This is a genomic window from Thalassolituus maritimus (assembly GCF_900156675.1).
Lineage (GTDB): Bacteria > Pseudomonadota > Gammaproteobacteria > Pseudomonadales > Oceanobacteraceae > Thalassolituus > Thalassolituus maritimus.
Genome location: NZ_FTOH01000006.1, coordinates 158,623 through 176,223, shown reverse-complemented (window position 1 = coordinate 176,223; position 17,601 = coordinate 158,623). Strand labels below are relative to the sequence as shown.

The window sequence follows — 17,601 nt, the reverse complement described above, 5'->3', positions numbered from 1 at the left end:
TTTACCTCCGAATTACTAGATACGTCAATACAAATAAAGCTCTGAGTGGCCCGTGACATCGGAATGCAGATATGGACAATGATAATTTTCTAAGCAAACCGATACTAGCACCCGAGCCACTTTCTCCAAGCATATACTCGGCGTCAGAAAAGCTTTTTATATATGACGACTCACCTAACAATAAAGTTACCTTCCCATTCTTTTGCTTTTCGGACAACATTCTTGAGATACTACTATCTAATACACGATACCTTAGTAAAACCTCTTTAACGTTACCCATAGGCTTCCCTAAATTAGATAGCCTGAGCCAAAGCTCATAATCCTCACAGGCGATAGCGTCCTTAGAATAATACAGATCTTCACCGAGCAGTTCTCGATCAAAAACTACAGACGGGTGACAAAGGGACGCACCGAAATCTAAGAGGTACTTCGTGAACACTCTGCTCCCAGGTACAACTCTACGTCCCAAGACTACACTATCTGAGTCTATATACTCATAGCTACTTCCAACAACAGCAAGCCTGCGACGCTTCATATGCTTAATTTGCTTCTCCAGTCGATCTGGCAGTGATACATCATCAGCATCCATTCTCGCGATATACCGATATTTGGCAAGCTGTATTCCTTCGTTCAATGTAGCGATCAAACCTCTATTTTCCCTAGATATAACCTTCATACGTATATCATTAAATGACTCGAGAACGGCAAGAGAGCCGTCAGTAGAACCATCATCTATACAGATTAATTCAATATCTCTGTAAGTTTGACTTAATATACTTTCAACGGCTTGACATAGATACTTCCCACCATTATAGACAGGGAGTATAACAGACACACTCATAAACCACCGGTATAAATAATACTATTATAGGGTAAGTAAACATCACTTGTTAAGATGTATCTAATCCACCAGAAGGACACATAAGATGCGATCGCCATCAGTGCGAAAACCCTAGTATAAGGTGAAAGTATTGACATAGTGTAGGATATCAAAATGATATATGCCACATTAAAAATAATAACAAGACGTTCAGAGAAAACATAATAGTTCATAAAAATCAAACTAGTAAGCAGGGCAAGAAACCCTAGATTGAAGAATATTGAAAAGTAATTAAATCTTCTATTGAAGTAATTTATATAACAAGAGAAAAATACAAGTACAAAAACCTTTTCAACAATAGATATACTAAACCCACGGCCCTGGTCAGCCCAGGTATCTCCAAATAGATAAGATTTGATTGGGGAGGCCAAACCTATTACCTTAAGCGGTGCCTCAATAATAGAGAATAGATACTCCATCCATGGAGACATTCCTAGAATCAACGAAGTCAAAGCCAAAGTCCACAAAAACTTCAAACTAAAATGACGATTAAGAAGAAAATACAAAGGAAAAAGAACGACTGCACTGATATGAAAAAAACAAGCTAATAATATCAATATAAAGTAAAGTTTCGCTCTCTTCTCCACTATATACTTTAACGCATAGAAGAATATCGCTATCGCTAATCCCTGCCGTAGGAACATAAAATCAAGCTGTAAGTAACTAAATCTCAAGTACAATAGCAAAGCAACTGATACAAACGGCGTATAAATCAAAAATCCTTTATAGAAAAGAAACACATTCATTAAAGCGAATATAAAAAATATCCACCACAATTCTCCTCCAACAGAAACAACTATATTGTTTACTACTAAATACCCTATTTCCATTCGCCCAGACGTATCAAATATGCCCGCTCTAGACGATATTTGCGCATCAAAAACCTGCTGATAGCCCATCCAGTCATTACCTGTCTGGTACCTAGTACCAGAAAAAACAACCAAGCATAAAACAATAGGAAAAAAATAGATTGCATTACGTCTCTTGAATATCGAGAGTACTGAAAATAATATGACAAAGAAAAGAATCGAAAAATATTCCATGTACTAATCCAGTAAAAATCGTCTGATCATCCGCTAGAATCCTCTCGATATAATATTAAAAGAGAAAACAGAAAATAAACCGAACCAGCTAAAGAAAGAAATATCACCCATAACAACTCATAGCGAATTTCCAGTAAGAGCGTAACACTCAGTGGCATCACCAATATTAGCGATCGCATCAACGATTTCCAAGGAAACACTATCGGTAGCAACTTTCTCATACTTAAAAATAACAATATAAAAACCAACAATGATGATAAGAACACTATTAGCGGAACAAAAAACATTTCTGATTGAAAATTAAAGATACTTAGTGAGAAAACTAAAGCAGCAGCACCGGCAGCATAAGGAAATATTGCACCCTTTGTATTAACCTCGGATTGCGATACTAAATAAATGACATTCGACGAGGCCCTAAATAATTCAAACCCGGCAGCAATCTTTAGATATAAGCCAAGATGATGGAATTTACTGTCTACTAGCAATATAAGTATGTAGTCGCTAAAAAACACTATAAAGCCAAATAATAAAAAGTAGTATCCTAAAAGTTTTGAAATTATAGAATTCGTATGCAGTAAACGCACTTCACGATCCGCTGCTGAAATACTACTATAGTAACCAGGTAAATAGTACTGAGTGAGAAAACCTTCGAAGGCATTAAAAATGGAAGCAGAGACAGCGAAGGCGACAGACACACCAGCAACAACTTCAAGACTATATGACTCCGCAATAAGCAACCGAAAAGAGCTATTATTCACCCATTGAAGTAGCAGAACCAGAGATATAGGAATAACAAAGGCAATAAGACCTTTAAAGTCTACGCCCATCAAGAAACCTTTGAGACTAACACCTGATTCCGTCATTATAATTAACTTATTATAAGAAAAATACAGGACAGACAGCTGGCCAATAGATATTCCAATTAACCAACCTATAGCACCAAGCTCAGTAGCTTCTGTAAAAGTAAAAGCCAGCGCTACGCCAGCAACAGAATAAACAACAGTGTAACCAACAAAAGCAACCCGAAACTTCAATATATTCACCGCATTGATAAAAGCTAATGCAGTGCCCGCAAAAAGTGAAAGTAAGATAACAGGAAAAAAGTAATAAAAACTAAAATTCTTGGATATTTCTGAAAGAAAGAAAAACGGAAGCATGACAGTCGTCGCAACTAAAATCAAGATAGTGCGAGCTAAGAAAAGTGCTTTTGTGGCAGAGGCCAAACTACCAGCATCTTTGTAATTATATAAGAAACGATTATAGTACTGACCTACCCCATTTAAAAATAGAAAATTAACGAATGTGAGCAGCGATAGTAGTATGTAATACCGCCCTACTTCTGAAACATCCAACTGATACGTCAGAAGCCTGAGAGCGACAAACGCGACCATTATCTGTATTATTTTTCCTGTTGCAACTATTAGCAGGTCACGATCTATTCTATTAAAATTTAAGCTCATAACCTAAGCCAGCTGTCGGGAACTATATCTCTATCACTAAGGGAGTTACTTCTGAACCATTGCCTTGGGCATATGACTATTTTTTTGGAGTTCTGATTTAACCATGCCCCCCACCAACTGAACGTACTATTTGCGATTATATTGTGACTACAAAGGCTCATTAGGTACAGGTCTACTTCAGGTGATGTATCATTCCCCTCCACAAAAAATACATTATCCAATTCAATATTATTCCGACACCATTCAATATCATCAGAAAAAACAAATATTCTTAAATGGGAGTTACCAACTCGATTTCGAATTATAGATACTGATTCATATATATAATTCAAACCACATAGGCCATGTACCTTATTAGCTTCACCATTTGTAACATAGTCACCTCTGCGAACATGCAATGATGCAGATTCCTGACCAACTATTTCGTTAACAATATGCCCACAACATTCTTTCTGAAGCTGACCGATCTGAAGGTCTTTGAGTAAAACATCCCTTATTGATGAGAAGTATTTCTCTGATTGAAAGTACCCATACAGAACCGCATCCGCGCCCATTGATATAACACCAGGGTCATATTCAATTGATTCTTCAATATAAACATTCTTCCTCAGGTTAAGTTTCTTAAGATTAGATTGTACCTTAATACTATTAATAATCTTATATAGTTTTCCTGGTCTACTATATAAGCTGCCACCAATTGAATAACTACTAAGTCTAAAAGGATGAACGTCATAGAATTGGTACAATGAAGCGTCAATTCTTAATGGAACGTCGTATTTAAGGGAAAGAGCTCTTCCTACTGAATACTGAAATAGTTGATTTCCCAACCCTCCATTGAGTTTAATAGTAATCACTAGTGCTCCTCCAAGCATTTGAGTATCAGCTCAGGTAGCCGCTGAGCCTCAAACGGACTAGACCTTTCCGAATTCAAGAAGCTCTCGATTTCACGCTGACGACTGTAGAATTCATCTGATGAAGCCACGATAAGATAATCATATAAATCATGATATGAAGTGAAATCTCTAAAATCTATGTAACAACCCTCCGGAATGTAATCAGCCACATTCGGCGCACCATAATAAATGGGAACACAACCAGCCATTAGAGAATCAAATAACTTCTCTGATATATAACCCGGATATCCCGAGGCATTCTCGAAACAAATACTGTACCGATAATTTCTTAAAGTTTGATTTTTTGATTCAACCATACCCTTATAAGAGGGATATGACTTCTTCATAAAATTAGTAAATGGAGCTAGTTTATTCAATACTCTACTTCTCAATCTACCGTCGTTAGGAAATTGATCCCAACCAACTCCATACAAATCGAAATCTTCCGCTGCATTGTTCTCAAACCAAGCTATAGCCTTCAGTCTCTCAGAATAAAGTTCCCGAGGATGTTCAGTCATCTTATTTGCTGAAATCAAAGTACATAGCTTTCTATCAGTGAAGCCGGGGTAATTTCTGAAGTTGTATGGGCGATTCAGTTTGTGAGTATAATTAAACTTCCTGAAATTACGCTTCTCTAGATAGTCGTCGTTCCAAGAAAACACATAATCAAACTGATCAAAAACGGGTGACGGCGTATTTTCTGGTTTTATTATTTCATTTTCAAAAAGACATAATATGTTTATAGCTGAAGGATTTTCAATTCCCGTTGCCGGGTAGTCAAAGTATATTACCAGTTCAGAATCTGAAGGCCGATTAATATCACAAGTTGAAAGCTCATATCCTTTCGCTTTTAATCTCTCTTTTAAGAGCCATATGGAATAGCCATAGTCATCCCTATTGACCGCACAGTCATTAATGTCAAATATTTTATTATTCAGATGGTAATCAACTACCAAACTAGCCTTTTTATACATTTTCAGTAATTCTTTTAAATATTAATCTAGCGTCCGTTGGGCTATAGGTCCACCATTCAGATTTTTCAATACTAGCGATACGATCATTTGAGAACCGGTATTTAATTACCCTAGCAGGAGCCCCTACAACGACGGCATAACGAGGAACACTTTTAGTAACAACACTATTAGCACCGATTACAGCTCCTCGCCCAATAACAACACCTCTCAATACAATAGAATCAGCCCCAATCCATACATCCTCCTCGATGATGAGGTCTTCCTTTGTCAGCTCATCATAAGCACTCTCATAGAATAACGAATTTGTGCTTATTCTTGTAATATCATGCTCACCCTGACCAATTGATACACCATTAGCAATTGAGACATAGGAACCGATGTTAGCTCTGGTCACGTTACAATATTTCCCGATGTATACGTATGAACCTATAGTACTCGCCGGGTCAATTGCGGTACCAACCTTAACTTGTGATCCCGTACCAATAACAACGCTACGATGTACTGCAGAGGATTCTACTAGCACGTCCTTACGAAATATATTTACAACACTGTTCACAGTATTCGCAACTATCTTTCGTAAGCCTAAAAATATCCTGTCTACAGTATCCATATCTTAGCCTTGTGCAATCATTGATAAAAGGTACGCTGAGCTTTGGTTATGCCACCCTTTATCAGGCTTTAGTATTCGAAACTAGCGTTTGGTTAAAGCCACGCAATACACCGAAGATTTCCAAGCTGCTCCGATGCCCGCAACCCTACAAAAATTGTTCAAAATAGAATATTCAAAAACATGACAGGGCTTGCGTTGAACTATTCGCGAAAATCATCCTGATGCTCTAAAAACCACTCATACGTACTGGCTAAACCTTCTTTCAGCTCGATATTGTACGTCCAACCCAGTTTCTTAAGCGTATCCACATTCATCAGTTTGCGCGGTGCACCATCGGGCTTGGTCGTATCAAAGGTAATTTTACCTTTATACCCAACCACCTCGGCCATGGTGTGTGCCATCTCAGAGATAGTGCAGTCCACACCCGTACCCACATTAATATGCGACAGCATAGGCTCAGTGCATGACTGATAGATTTCATCACTCACGTTCGCCACAAAGATACTGGCCGCAGCCATATCGTCCACGTGCAAAAACTCTCGCATTGGTTTGCCAGTGCCCCACACCACGACTTCGGGCACATCATTGAGCTTGGCTTCATGAAAGCGACGCATTAACGCAGGAATAACGTGGGAGTTATCCGGGTGGAAGTTATCGTTTTCACCGTACAGGTTCGTTGGCATCACGCTACGGTAGTTACGACCATACTGACGGTTGTAGCTTTCGCAGAGTTTAATACCAGCAATCTTGGCGATTGCGTACGGTTCGTTGGTCGGCTCCAGAGTGCCAGTAAGCAACGCGCTCTCGGACATTGGCTGCTCGGCCAACTTAGGATAGATACAGGATGACCCCAGGAACAACAGATCATTCACTCCCGCCAGGTGCGCTGATTGAATGATATTGCATTCGATCATGAGGTTTTCGTATATGAACTCCGCTGGATAGGTATTATTGGCAATAATGCCCCCTACCTTAGCCGCAGCCAAATATACTTGGTCAATATTCTCTTTTTCAAAGAATGCCTGGACCTCTGCCTGATTCAGAAGATTGAGCTGAATGCGGTCTCGCACAATCAGCTCAACGTCTGTTTGCTCTGACAACTGACGAACGATGGCTGATCCCACCATTCCCTTGTGGCCAGCAACGAATATGCGCTTCATAGCTCTATCTATCTCCTTGCCTGAGGCTTAGCTTTCAATCGCAACAGCGACATCAAAACCATGCTCTTTCAGGAGTGCATGCTGCTTTGCTTTCTGCAGGTCCGACTGAACCATCTCAGCGCACATTTCTTCAACGGTGATTTCTGGCGTCCACCCCAACTTGTTCTTAGCATTGGTAGGATCACCAAGCAGGGTTTCTACTTCTGCTGGGCGGAAGTATTTAGGGTCAACGCGAACGATGGTGTCACCGACGTTCAGAGCTTTAGCATTGTCGCCTTCAATCGCTTCAACAATGGCAATTTCTTCAACACCTTCGCCTTCGAAGCGCAGTGTAATACCCAGCTCTTTAGCGGACAGGCGAACAAATTCACGAACAGAAATCTGCTTACCCGTAGCGATTACAAAATCCTCTGCGGTGTCCTGCTGCAGCATCATCCATTGCATACGTACGTAGTCTTTAGCATGGCCCCAGTCACGGAGCGCATCCATGTTGCCAAGATACAGACACTTCTCGAGACCTTGAGAGATGTTAGCCAGCGCGCGGGTAATCTTACGGGTAACGAAGGTTTCGCCACGACGTGGAGATTCGTGGTTAAACAGAATACCGTTACAGGCGTACATACCGTATGACTCGCGGTAGTTTACGGTAATCCAGTACGCGTACATTTTTGCAACGGCGTATGGAGAACGCGGGTAAAAAGGCGTGGTCTCTTTCTGAGGGATTTCCTGCACCAGACCATACAGCTCAGAAGTGGATGCCTGATAGAAGCGTGTTTTCTTCTCAAGCCCTAAGAAACGAATCGCTTCAAGCAGACGCAGCGTCCCCATAGCATCGACGTCAGCCGTGTATTCCGGCGACTCAAAGGAAACAGCAACGTGGGACTGTGCGCCCAGGTTGTATACTTCATCTGGCTGAACTTCACGAAGAATACGAGTTAAGTTAGACGTATCCGTCAGGTCACCATAGTGCAGGTGAAAGTTAACGTTTTCTTCGTGCGGGTCCTGATAGATGTGATCAACACGCTCTGTGTTAAACAGTGAGGCACGACGTTTGATACCGTGGACCTCATATCCCTTTTCCAGAAGAAATTCTGCTAAGTAAGAGCCGTCTTGGCCGGTAACGCCGGTGATGAGTGCAACTTTTTTATCCGTCATTTTTCTTTCCACAACTAAATTCTTTTAGGCCACTTCGCCTGCTATCGTTTCAAGTGCACACCCACTATGTGCAGCTTCAGTAATGGGCCTGCCAATCACCATATAATCCACGCCAGCGTCAACCGCCTGCTTCGGCGTCATAACGCGTTTCTGGTCGCCCACATCAGAACCATCCGGTCTTATCCCTGGCGTGACAGTGAGAAATTCTGGACCGCACACATCCCGGATTAGAGCAACCTCACGAGCCGAACAGACCACACCATCCAGCCCAGATAATTGAGTAAGCTTCGCTAATCGCTCAACTTGCTTCATCGGCTCGACATCCAAGCCTACTCCTGCAAGATCACTTTGCTCCATTGAGGTAAGGACGGTCACACCTATCAGTAGTGGCTTGTGCGATTTCTTTTCAAGTTCGTTGCGGGCGGCTTCCATCATCCGTTGGCCACCAGAGGCATGAACATTGACCATCCAGACCCCTAGGTCGGCAGCAACCCCAACGGCTTTGGCGCAGGTATTCGGGATGTCGTGAAACTTAAGGTCGAGAAATACTTCGTAATTTCGCTTATGAAGCTCTTCCAGGATGGCAGGACCGGTTGCGGTATAGAGCTCCTTACCTACTTTGACGCGGCACAAAGATGGATCGAGCTGATCTGCCATCGACAATGCCTGTTTCATATCGGGGAAGTCGAGCGCGACAACAATAGGTGAGGTTGTGGTCATATATCTGGCTTTTTCTGAACAGGCGACGGTACGAATGGCCTAATGCTTGCCCAGTCCTTACAACTTGGGCAGCGCCAATGTGGCTCCTTCGCCTTAAATCCGCAATTAGAACAGACGAATTTTGGTTCGACTGCAACGATGCCGCGGAGAATATCATAGAGCTGTAACAACTGCGACTTGTCGAGCTGCTGACGCTGCGTAACAACGAGCTCAGCAAGTGCCAGGAACCCTTGATTCGAGGGACGCAGCCTGAGTTCATCAAGAATCCTGCTTACTGCCTCTTCGGGGGCCCCCTGTGTAACAACAACCCCCATGGACGCCATGAGGGCGGGCACGTACCCGGTCCTGGCCCACTGGTCATGAAGATGCGTTTTCAGACCTTCTTTATCACCACTGATACTGAAAGCTTCTGTCATTCGCTCAACAACACTGACAACGCTGCTCTCGTCGATTTCTGCCGCCTTCAGATAGCAGCGCACAGCTTCCCGATACTCGTTCTGGCCAAACGCAAGATCTCCCTGAACGACGTAAGCACGAGCACAGGCCGAGTCTATTTTAAGTGCTTGCTTACAGAGCTGCTGAACCTCAAGGAAATCGGACTTTTTGAGTGCTCTCTCCGCCAGTTCACAAACAGCGTGGGACACTCGGCGACTGAGACGGGCAGTCGTGGGCAACTTTTTATCCTTATAAAGCTCAAGGATATTGCTCCACTCTCCTTCCTCTTCAAGGAGTTCGATCAAAAGAGTCGCCGCCCGATCTGAATTGCGCCCTTTTGCAGCGAGTAGCTCACGCAATATGCGCTCCGCTCGATCAAGCAACCCAGCGGCTGAATAATCACAGGCCAATTCAAACTGAATCGCGTAGAGGGCACTACGCTCCAGATCCGCACGGGCAAAAAGTTTCTGATGAAGGTGCATGGCCCGGTCGAGTTCGCCTTTATCACGAAGGCTCTTACCAAGCTTCAGAAGCAAGTCGATAGACTCATCGTCCATCTGGTCTATTTTTATAAGCTTTTCGAGAGCGGCATCGTTGCTCTCGGCAAGCAAGTAATCAACGGAGGGAATCCAGTCCGGGTAATTTACTTTCTTACCTTGTTGCGCATAGCGATAACCAAGCGTCCAACCCAGCGCCACTGCTGCGAGTAGAAGGATATAAAGGAGTGCCGTGTCGAACAGTTCAGCAGACAGCATGATTGGTGTGTACTTCGTATAGATTCAGAGTTTGGGCCAGCAATAGCTGGTTAAGTACAGCAGGCGTAGAAGTCACACCGCCATACTATCATTCACCTGATCCCTGAGCTCCTTTCCGGGTTTGAAATGCGGTACAAACTTCCCTTGCAGCTCGACAGTCTCACCAGTCTTAGGATTGCGACCAACCCGCGGCGCTCGATAGTGAAGCGAGAAACTGCCAAAGCCCCGTATTTCAATACGGTCTCCAGAAGACAATGTCTGGGACATATGATCCAACAACGTCTTGACCGCCAGTTCAACATCTTTCGCCGACAACTGCGGTTGACGACTGACGATTCTCTCTATTAACTCGGATTTCGTCACTGCATTCCCTCCTTGAGAACGAAGCTTTTAGATAATTCCAGTTAAATCATGCAGTTAGCTTATGGAATTTGCAAGTCGCAAGCTCAAGAAACAGTCAATTGTGAGCAATCCAAGGTATTCAGGCACAAAAAAACCCGCCGGAGCGGGTTTCTTTAGCACGGGGTGAAGGATTACTCCTTACCGCGAAGCTGCTCTTTCAGCAAGTCACCAATAGTGGTAGGACCAGTCATTTCAGCTTCTGCTTTAGCACGCTGCTCTTTCAGAGCCTCTTTATCAGCTACTGAATCTTTTGCCTTAACAGACAGGCTGATAGTGCGGTTCTTGCGATCAACAGAGGTGATTGCAGCTTCAACGCTGTCGCCTTCGTTCAGAGCATTACGCGCGTCTTCAACTTTGTCCTGGCTGATTTCTGAAGCACGCAGAGTTGCTTCAACACCTTCAGCAATTTCAACAGTTGCTGCTTTAGCGTCAACTGCAATCACTTTACCAGTAACGATAGTGCCCTTGTCGTTTTCAGCTACAAACTCAGAGAATGGATCGCTTTCAAGCTGTTTCACACCCAGAGAGATACGCTCACGCTCTGGATCGATAGACAGGATAACGGTTTCCAGCTCATCGCCTTTCTTGTAGTTGCGAACTGCGTCTTCGCCAGTGTCGTTCCAAGAGATATCAGACAGGTGAACCAGACCGTCAATACCACCGTCCAGACCGATGAAGATACCGAAGTCAGTGATTGACTTGATCTTGCCAGAAATCTTATCGCCTTTGTTGAACTTAGTACCAAACTCTTCCCATGGGTTCATGGTGCACTGCTTGATACCCAGAGAAATACGACGACGCTCTTCGTCGATGTCCAGAATCATCACTTCAACTTCGTCGCCAACCTGAACGACTTTGCTTGGGTGAATGTTCTTGTTAGTCCAATCCATTTCAGAAACGTGAACCAGACCTTCAACACCTTCTTCCAGCTCAGCGAAGCAGCCGTAGTCAGTCAGGTTAGTAACGCGTGCTTTAACACGGGCGTTTTCTGGGTAACGGTCGTTGATGTTAACCCATGGATCATCACCCAGCTGCTTCAGACCCAGAGATACTCGGTTACGCTCACGGTCGAACTTCAGTACTTTAACGTCGATCTCGTCACCAACAGCAACGATTTCGCTTGGGTGCTTGATGCGCTTCCACGCCATGTCAGTGATATGCAGCAGACCGTCAACACCGCCCAGATCTACGAACGCGCCGTAGTCGGTCAGATTCTTAACGATACCTTTAACAGACTGACCTTCCTGCAGGTTAGCCAGCAGCTCTTCACGTTCCTGGCTGTTAGCAGCTTCCAGAACGGCACGACGTGAAACAACAACGTTGTTACGCTTAGCGTCGAGCTTGATCACTTTGAATTCGAGTTCCTTGCCTTCCAGGTGCGCGGTATCGCGTACTGGACGAACGTCAACCAGAGAACCTGGCAGGAACGCACGGATGTTCTTCAGTTCAACAGTGAAGCCACCTTTGACCTTACCGTTGATAACACCAGTAACCATTTCATCAGCTTCGAAGGCTTTTTCCAGCTCTTTCCAGCTCTCAGCGCGCTTAGCTTTTTCACGAGACAGTTTAGTTTCACCGAAGCCATCTTCTACAGCTTCCAGTGAGACGAAGGTTTCGTCGCCAACAGCAACTTCCAGTTCGCCTTTTTCGTTCAGGAACTGGCTGCGCGGAATAACAGCTTCCGACTTCAGGCCTGAGTTAACCGTCACCCAATCGCTGTCGATATCAACAACGGTACCAGCAACGATTGAACCTGGCTGCATGTCCAGTTCTTTAAGGGATTCTTCAAATAGATCAGCAAAGCTTTCGCTCATGTATATACACCTGTCTCATAAAACGCGCTGCTATCCGCCATCGGATAAACAGTAAGCGCTGACCAGACTGCCAGCATCTGGGGTTAGTTAATAATAAAACTCTCCGTACCGACTTCCTTCGGGAAGCTGGCAGATACAGAGGTTTTAATCTCAGATCAGTCCTGCTTGGCGGACCAGCGAAAGGATCTCTTCACGCACTTCTTCGATAGAAAGAGAGGTACTGTCGATCACTGTCGCGTCACTCGCTGGGCGCAACGGAGCGACAGCTCTGTTGCTATCACGCTCATCACGAACCCGGATGTCTTCGATAAGGGCGGGCAAACTAGCATCAATGCCCTTCTCAGTCAACTGTTTATAGCGACGTTGACCGCGCTCTTCGGCGGAGGCTGTGAGGAAGACTTTGATCTGGGCATCAGCGAATACGACAGTACCCATGTCCCGACCGTCCGCGATCAGCCCCGGTGCCTGACGAAAGTCACGCTGACGCTGCAGGAGTGCTTCACGGACTTTTGGCAACGCAGCAACTTGCGAAGCAAGACTACCCACCTCCTCAGTCCGGATCGTCGTGGTGACATCATCCCCTTCGAGAATAACCTGCACACCGGACCCAGTTGGGATGAATCGCACATCAAGGTTGGCCGCCACGTCAGCAACCAGCTCTTCGCTATCCAGAGCGATGCCTCTGCGATCTGAAGCCAGTCCGGTAATTCGGTACAGAGCACCACTATCGAGGAGGTGCCAACCCAAAGCTTCGGCAAGAATCGCACAGACAGTGCCTTTGCCCGCTCCAGATGGACCATCAACCGTGATCACCACCGGTAACGCCTGTGGATTACTCACAATCACCACCTTCAACCACCAACTCCAGGCCGGCCGTCGTCGACAGTTCAACAAAGCTCGGGAAAGACGTCGCCACATTGGCACAGTCACGCACCACAATCGGCGCGGAACCACGCAGCGACGCCATGGCGAAACTCATAGCAATTCGATGGTCATGCTGACTATCAATCTCGCCGCCGCCGAAACTACCTTCAGAGCCAAAGCCCTGAATAACAGCCCCATCTTCTGTGCCGACTGCATTTACGCCCAGTGTTACCAGACCATCAACCATCGCCTGGATACGATCGCTCTCTTTTACGCGCAGCTCTTCTGCACCGGTCAGTACGGTTTCGCCGTCGGCACAGGCAGCAGCAATAAAGATCGCTGGGAATTCATCAATCGCCAAAGGCACCTGATCTTCAGGGATATGAATGCCTTTCAGTTGAGCTGAACGGATGCGGATATCAGCAACGGGCTCGCCGCCGACTTCACGTTCATTCAGAACATCGATATTACCGCCCATAGCTCGCAGAATATTAATCACTCCTACACGCGTTGGATTAATACCCACGTGCTCCAGCGTAATATCAGAACCCGGCATGATACTCGCGCCCACCATAAAAAAGGCCGCCGAAGAGATATCAGAAGGCACGTCAATTTCAGTTGCCGTGAGTTCGCCACCAGAGCGCAGCGTCACTTTGTTGCCTTCAGTGATAACGTCATAACCAAAGCCACGCAACATACGCTCGGTATGGTCGCGAGTCGGTGCAGGCTCAGTAACGGAGGTTTCACCCTCGGCATACAGTCCCGCCAGCAATACACAACTTTTGACCTGAGCACTGGCCATTGGCAAATCATAGTGAATGCCTTTCAGGTCACTACCGCCTTTAACTTTCAAAGGTGGTCGACCGCCTTCAGCAGTATCAACAATAGCCCCCATCAGAGCTAGAGGATCAGCAACGCGCCCCATAGGGCGTTTAGAGAGAGACTCATCACCACTCATCTCAACATCGAAAGATTGCCCGGCCATCAGACCTGCGAGCAGGCGCATTGACGTCCCTGAGTTGCCAAGATAGAGCGCGTTAGGCGGAGATTGGAGACCGTGTAGCCCGACACCGTGAATCGTCACTCGACCGCGATGTGGGCCTTCGATCACTACGCCCATATCGCGGAACGCCTGCAGCGTTGCCAGGCTATCTTCACCTTCAAGGAAGCCCGTCACTTCAGTCGTACCATTCGCCAGTGAACCCAGCATGATTGAACGGTGTGAAATGGACTTGTCTCCCGGCACCCGGAAGCTACCCGACAGAGCTTTGCCTGGATTAGCGATGTAAGAAATAGAAGCTGTTTTCATAGGTTCAACATAGGCCCGGCGGGCAAGTATTTTAGAAAAATGGTCTCGAGCTGCTTTCGCACGGGTCAGCACCCCCATCAAAGTGGTGGCATCGCCCTGTTCAACCGCAGCTCGTAAAGAAGACAGGTCGTGACTGAAGAGGTCCAGCGTCTTCAGCAAGTGGTCTTTGTTGGCAGCAAAAATATCGCGCCACATGACCGGGCTACTGGCAGCAATTCGGGTAAAATCACGAAAGCCGCCCGCAGCGTAATTAAAAATCTCTTTGTTCTCGTGACTGTTCGCCAGAGTATCAACCAGCGAATAGGCCAGAAGATGCGGCAGGTGACTGGTCGCAGCCAGTACTTCATCGTGATGATCTACCGACATATGCTCAAGGTCGGCACCGACAGCCTGCCAGGCGCTGCGCACCAATGCCAGTGCGTTTTTATCTGTATGATCCTGCGGGGTAATAATGACCTTATGATGAACATAAAGATGTTCGTTTGCAGCCATCACACCGCTCTTCTCTGAGCCTGCGATCGGATGTCCCAATACAAAGCGGGAGAAATTCGCGCCAAGTATCGCTGCAACATCTGAAGCAACGGCCCCCTTTACAGAGCCGACGTCCGTTAATACTGCAGTCTCGGAAATGTGATCCCGCACCGCTTCAAGCACACTCTTAACTGCCATGATAGGCACAGAGATGATGATAAGGTCAGCATCCCTGACAACATCAGCGATATTTTCACTGTAAGCGTCAATCAGGCCCTCCGATAATGCCAGCTGCATGGAGTCGAGGTTGCGGTCATACCCACGAACCTCTTCCAGGCAACCACGAACCCTGAGCCCCTTAATCCAGGAACAGCCAATCAGCCCTAATCCAATGACGGCAACACGAGGAATCAGAAGTTTGCCGCTCAAGCCAGCACCTTCTGTAACGCACGTATGAATATCTCATTTTCCGACTCAGTACCGATTGATACCCGGAGGTACTCTGGCATCTCGTAGTTCGCAACAGGGCGAACGATAACGCCCTGCTTAAGTAAGCCGGAGTATACTTCCATCGCATCTACACCATCCGGCACGCGGAAACTAATAAAGTTACCGACAGATGGAATATAAGAGAGACCGAGGTTATCGAAAGCGGATGTCAGATAATTCATGCCACGATCGTTAAGCGCAATGCTTTCCCGCACGTATTCCTCATCCAGCATCGCCGCGTTGGCTGCAGCGAGAGCAAAAGAATCAACGTTGAACGGAGGGCGCACCCTATTCATTAGGTCTGCCAGTTCAGGACTGGAAACCCCATAACCTACTCGAAGAGAGGCCAGACCGTATGCTTTTGAGAAAGTGCGGGTTACCACCAGATTCGGATACTGATCCAGAAGCTCAATACCATTTGGGTAATCGGCTTCATGGACGTACTCAAAATACGCCTCGTCCAGCAAAACGATAACGTTCTCTGGCACCTTATTCAGGAACGCAATCAGCTCGTCGCGATGATTCCAGGTGCCTGTCGGATTATTAGGGTTCGTCACAAACACAATACGGGTGCGTTCATTAATTGCACCCAGCATTGCTTCAAGGTCATGGCCAAAGTCTTTCGCAGGTACGGCGATACAATCGGCACCTACCGTCCGTGCGACCAAACCATATATAGCAAACGCATGCTGAGACACGACAACGTTGTCACCGTCGTTCACAAACACGCGGACAATAAAATCGAGAATATCACTTGAGCCGTTGCCCAGAGTAATCTGCTCGGAGCGAACATTCAGTTTATCGCTCAGGGTTTTCTTCAGGACAAAACCTGCACCATCAGGGTAACGATGCAATTCAGCTGTTTCGCGACGAATTGCTTCCAGAGCCGCAGGACTCGGACCCATCGGATTTTCATTACTCGCCAGCTTCACAATATCTGACTCGTTCAGACCAAGTTCCCGGGCAAGCTCATCAATAGGCTTACCTGGCTGGTAAGGGCGCAGTGAACGAACACCTTCTACTGCCAATTCAGAAAAATCTACAGCCACTATTTATAACCTCTGTCAGAGCACGGCGCGCGGGTAAGAACCCAACAGTTTGTAATCGACCGCAATTTCACGCAACTTTTTCAGAATAGCCGCCACTGCATCGTCTTCGCAGTGTCCTTCAAAATCAATAAAGAAAATATAATTCCAGGTACCGGAAGGGTCCGGGCGCGTTTCGATCCGCGTCAAGTTAACGCCAGCCTCATGGAAAGGTGCCAACACTTGATATAAGGACCCGGGCTTGTTGCGATTCGATACCATGATAGACGTCTTATCTGCTCCACTTGCTCCGGTTTCCTGTCGACCGATAATAAGAAAACGGGTCGTATTATCCGGACGGTCTTCGATATTCGCATGGAGCGTCACGAGCTCATATAACTCCGCCGCCGCTTCCCCTGCAATCGCTGCTGCGCCTTCTTCTGCAGCCGCACGTCTCGCTGCTTCAGCGTTCGAGTTCACCGCGATGCGCTCTACGCTTGCAGGAAAATTCTGATCAAGCCAACGCCGACACTGCCCCAGAGACTGAGCATGAGAGTATACGCGTGTGATCTGCTGATCCTCGCTCTTCACCAATAAATGGTGATGAATACGTAAAGTAACTTCTCCGCAAATATGGAGATTGGAATCGTAGAAGCTGTCGAGCGTGTGGGTGACGACACCTTCAGTAGAATTCTCTACTGGAACGACACCATAATTCGCGGCGCCACTGGCCACTTCACGAAAGACATCTGCAATAGACACTTGCCCTTCACAGTTCACTGCATGACCAAAGTGTTTCACTGCCGCCTGTTGAGTGAAGGTTCCTTCAGGGCCAAGGTAGGCTACCTGCAGTGGCTCTTCCAAGGCCAGACACTGAGACATGATCTCACGGAAGAGCCGGGCCATTGACTCATCGCCGAGAGGACCTCGGTTGCGCTCCATAACTTTTCGCAGAACCTGGGCTTCTCGCTCTGGGCGGTAAAATACAACCTTCTCCCCCGGAGAAGCGTACTTTTGCTTAACTTCAGCGACATCCTGGGCACATTGCGCGCGCTGATTAATCAGTTCCTGAATCTGCTTATCCAGCGAATCTATCTGCTGACGCAGCTTATCCAGTTCCTGTGCTTCACTCATGATTCAAC

16 protein-coding genes are annotated in these 17,601 nt (G+C 46.2%); all 16 read right to left on the bottom strand.

Annotated elements, in window-relative coordinates; all coding sequences use genetic code 11:
- Position 1 precedes the first annotated feature (1 nt).
- Positions 2–841, bottom strand: coding sequence for a glycosyltransferase family 2 protein (locus BW941_RS10995; RefSeq protein ID WP_076516054.1), 840 nt, complete (start codon positions 839–841; stop codon positions 2–4).
- The gene (locus BW941_RS10990) at positions 838–1,923 is read right to left on the bottom strand and encodes an EpsG family protein (protein WP_076516052.1); all 1,086 of its coding nucleotides are present in this window, start codon (positions 1,921–1,923) and stop codon (positions 838–840) included. Before BW941_RS10990 ends, BW941_RS10995 begins: the two co-directional genes overlap by 4 nt.
- Before the next feature lie 26 nt (positions 1,924–1,949).
- Positions 1,950–3,383, bottom strand: a complete 1,434-nt coding sequence (locus BW941_RS10985; protein WP_076516050.1) for a lipopolysaccharide biosynthesis protein — start codon at positions 3,381–3,383, stop codon at positions 1,950–1,952.
- Positions 3,380–4,237 carry an alpha-1,2-fucosyltransferase gene (locus BW941_RS10980; RefSeq protein WP_076516048.1) on the bottom strand — a complete coding sequence of 286 codons (858 nt, stop codon included), beginning with the start codon at positions 4,235–4,237 and terminating at the stop codon, positions 3,380–3,382. Before BW941_RS10980 ends, BW941_RS10985 begins: the two co-directional genes overlap by 4 nt.
- A complete protein-coding gene (locus BW941_RS10975) occupies positions 4,237–5,250 on the bottom strand; it encodes a glycosyltransferase family 10 domain-containing protein (RefSeq protein ID WP_076516046.1) in 1,014 nt (337 codons plus the stop codon). The genes BW941_RS10980 and BW941_RS10975 overlap by 1 nt, the downstream gene beginning before the upstream one ends.
- Positions 5,243–5,860 carry a CatB-related O-acetyltransferase gene (locus BW941_RS10970; protein WP_076516044.1) on the bottom strand — a complete coding sequence of 206 codons (618 nt, stop codon included), beginning with the start codon at positions 5,858–5,860 and terminating at the stop codon, positions 5,243–5,245. Before BW941_RS10970 ends, BW941_RS10975 begins: the two co-directional genes overlap by 8 nt.
- A gap of 200 nt (positions 5,861–6,060) precedes the next feature.
- Positions 6,061–7,020 (bottom strand): GDP-L-fucose synthase, encoded by a 960-nt coding sequence (gene fcl, locus BW941_RS10965; protein WP_139325824.1) that lies wholly within the window; start codon positions 7,018–7,020, stop codon positions 6,061–6,063.
- A gap of 27 nt (positions 7,021–7,047) precedes the next feature.
- The gene (gene gmd, locus BW941_RS10960; protein ID WP_076516040.1) at positions 7,048–8,175 is read right to left on the bottom strand and encodes a GDP-mannose 4,6-dehydratase; all 1,128 of its coding nucleotides are present in this window, start codon (positions 8,173–8,175) and stop codon (positions 7,048–7,050) included.
- A gap of 24 nt (positions 8,176–8,199) precedes the next feature.
- Positions 8,200–8,895, bottom strand: a complete 696-nt coding sequence (gene pyrF, locus BW941_RS10955) for an orotidine-5'-phosphate decarboxylase (protein ID WP_076516038.1) — start codon at positions 8,893–8,895, stop codon at positions 8,200–8,202.
- Positions 8,892–10,085, bottom strand: coding sequence for a hypothetical protein (locus BW941_RS10950; protein ID WP_076516036.1), 1,194 nt, complete (start codon positions 10,083–10,085; stop codon positions 8,892–8,894). Before BW941_RS10950 ends, pyrF begins: the two co-directional genes overlap by 4 nt.
- A 72-nt stretch (positions 10,086–10,157) precedes the next feature.
- Positions 10,158–10,448, bottom strand: a complete 291-nt coding sequence (ihfB, locus tag BW941_RS10945) for an integration host factor subunit beta (RefSeq protein ID WP_068434480.1) — start codon at positions 10,446–10,448, stop codon at positions 10,158–10,160.
- A gap of 170 nt (positions 10,449–10,618) precedes the next feature.
- The gene (gene rpsA, locus BW941_RS10940; RefSeq protein ID WP_068434477.1) at positions 10,619–12,301 is read right to left on the bottom strand and encodes a 30S ribosomal protein S1; all 1,683 of its coding nucleotides are present in this window, start codon (positions 12,299–12,301) and stop codon (positions 10,619–10,621) included.
- Positions 12,302–12,451: 150 nt separating this feature from the next.
- Positions 12,452–13,141: a (d)CMP kinase gene (gene cmk / locus BW941_RS10935; RefSeq protein ID WP_076516237.1), complete on the bottom strand. Its 690-nt coding sequence runs from the start codon at positions 13,139–13,141 to the stop codon at positions 12,452–12,454.
- Positions 13,134–15,374: a bifunctional prephenate dehydrogenase/3-phosphoshikimate 1-carboxyvinyltransferase gene (locus BW941_RS10930; protein ID WP_076516034.1), complete on the bottom strand. Its 2,241-nt coding sequence runs from the start codon at positions 15,372–15,374 to the stop codon at positions 13,134–13,136. The genes cmk and BW941_RS10930 overlap by 8 nt, the downstream gene beginning before the upstream one ends.
- A complete protein-coding gene (gene hisC, locus BW941_RS10925; RefSeq protein WP_076516032.1) occupies positions 15,371–16,483 on the bottom strand; it encodes a histidinol-phosphate transaminase in 1,113 nt (370 codons plus the stop codon). Before hisC ends, BW941_RS10930 begins: the two co-directional genes overlap by 4 nt.
- A 15-nt stretch (positions 16,484–16,498) precedes the next feature.
- Complete coding sequence (gene pheA, locus BW941_RS10920) at positions 16,499–17,593, bottom strand: prephenate dehydratase (protein WP_076516030.1); 1,095 nt, start codon at positions 17,591–17,593, stop codon at positions 16,499–16,501.
- Positions 17,594–17,601 lie beyond the last annotated feature (8 nt).